Below are 1,772 nucleotides of genomic sequence, written 5' to 3' on the forward strand. Positions count from 1 at the left end.
TTTTGTTTTCATGCAGATAATATTACAGAAATGCTAAATTCCTGTTAATACTTAATGCTTCCGGTTCTGCAAGCCCTCTGCGGGCTTGTTGCTTATATCACCGCTCGTTTGGGCGATGCTTTACGCAGGTTTTGGTAATTATGGCTTCATTGGCAGCGCCAGAGCACCTGGTGGTTTTTATCTATCTCTTCACGAAAACTATCCGGAATACTGTGCCAGGCAAATGCCTGCACAATAATGGGTATATTGGAGTCTCGCAGGGTTTCAAGAAACAGGCTTAACTGCCCATAGTCTGTCATCCTGTCCTGATCCGGGGGAAAGTGCACAACGAGATCCAGGTCACTGGTGTCATGATTAGTTCCTTTAACCCGGCTACCATAAGCCCAGATTTCAGTGCCCGGGGCAAATATCTGTTCGGCAATAGCACAGATTGCCTTGCGATCCTTATCCCTGAGGTCAATCATTGTCCACTTGCTCTAAATGCTGTTTTACGGATTTTTCCAGGGCCTGTGCATCCGCCATAAAGTCCGGCAATAATCTCAAGGTGTATTCAGCAAATTTTTTCCCATAGTCATGGGCGGTATTGTTGCGATTATCGCGATAAGACAACCAGCGCTCTGCCTGTTCCAGTGTCAGCAAGTCATGCTGAGCAGCTTGCCGGAAGACCTCTTTGAATACCATTCGATCAACCGCTTTGGGGCTATGCATAAAACCCTTTACACATTTACGCAGTAGCTTGCCAGCCTGCTCCAAAATAATCTCAAACTCTTTCACACAGGCAGATCGGTACATCTCATAATCGATACTGCCATCTTCAGCCTGGACAACTTTTTCATAAGCCATACCAAGCGTCTTAATACAGCGGCTGAAGAACGTTGTATCTATTGTCATATAGTTTTCCTGAATTTGTCTCAACAGAAAGTCTGTAGCGTCACCAATAACCTGAGTTGAGAGCCTATTATGGAACAAAACGTACAATTATACCTTCAAGCCCCATCTCTTTTTTGATGGTAACCTTTAGCTGCTGAAATTCATCCGGCCTGACTTCCGGCCCTATGTAGACCCGATAAAAAACCTTGCCTTTCTCTGTAGAAATTTTCTTCTGAAAAGCACTATACCCCTTACTTTTTAGCTGTTTCTCCAGATTACGGGCATTGTTTTTATCAGCAAAGGTTGCCAGTTGGAGGGACCAGGCTTTCAGGTGCCCTTTTTCATCCACACCTGTCGCCTTTGCAGTACGATCACTTTCTGGCTCGAGAACAGTTTCAGTAGAAGAAGGCAACACTTCAACAACATCCGGAGGGGTATCCAGCTGGTCAACAAATGCAGGCACTGGAGGGGATTCAAGCTTGGGAGCTGTAGGGGAAGATCTGGAGGTGACCAGAGGATGAGTCTCCCCTCCTCTAAACAGGGCAGGCGCAAGAATGATCAATAAGGCCAGCAATACCACAGCACCTATCAGTCTTTGCTTAAGTCCCTCGCCCAAGATACGCTCCATAATGGTAGATAAAAAAGTACTTAATCCTGCACAGAAAGCGGGAAGTCATTTTAATAAAGGGTTGCCCGGGAATAACTCCCCTGTATGTCTGGTCTCCGTTCGGACTGAGCCTGTCGAAGTCCGGTGGCACCACCCTTCGACGAGTTCAGGGAGAACAAAAACGGGGAACCTGTTAAAGGGCAGCTCCCAAACTCATTGCATCTTAAGCGAATTCCATGTTGACACTCCCCGCCTTATCAGGCGAGGCTTCTTTCTGACTTCGCAGGCTTTTGCC

At 46.6% G+C, this 1,772-nt stretch carries 3 protein-coding genes; all 3 read right to left on the reverse strand.

Annotated elements, in window-relative coordinates; all coding sequences use genetic code 11:
• Window positions 1–146 precede the first annotated feature (146 nt).
• Window positions 147–464 carry a nucleotidyltransferase family protein gene (locus tag KDK15_RS12080; protein WP_257295607.1) on the reverse strand — a complete coding sequence of 106 codons (318 nt, stop codon included), beginning with the start codon at window positions 462–464 and terminating at the stop codon, window positions 147–149.
• Entirely contained in the window at window positions 457–891 is a 435-nt protein-coding gene (locus KDK15_RS12085; protein ID WP_257295608.1) for a nucleotidyltransferase substrate binding protein, read from the reverse strand. Before KDK15_RS12085 ends, KDK15_RS12080 begins: the two co-directional genes overlap by 8 nt.
• A gap of 67 nt (window positions 892–958) precedes the next feature.
• On the reverse strand, window positions 959–1,486 hold the full coding sequence (locus KDK15_RS12090; RefSeq protein WP_257295609.1) for an SPOR domain-containing protein: 528 nt from the start codon (window positions 1,484–1,486) through the stop codon (window positions 959–961).
• Between the last annotated feature and the right edge of the window lie 286 nt (window positions 1,487–1,772).

The organism is Endozoicomonas sp. YOMI1, from assembly GCF_024606345.1.
Lineage (GTDB): Bacteria > Pseudomonadota > Gammaproteobacteria > Pseudomonadales > Endozoicomonadaceae > Endozoicomonas.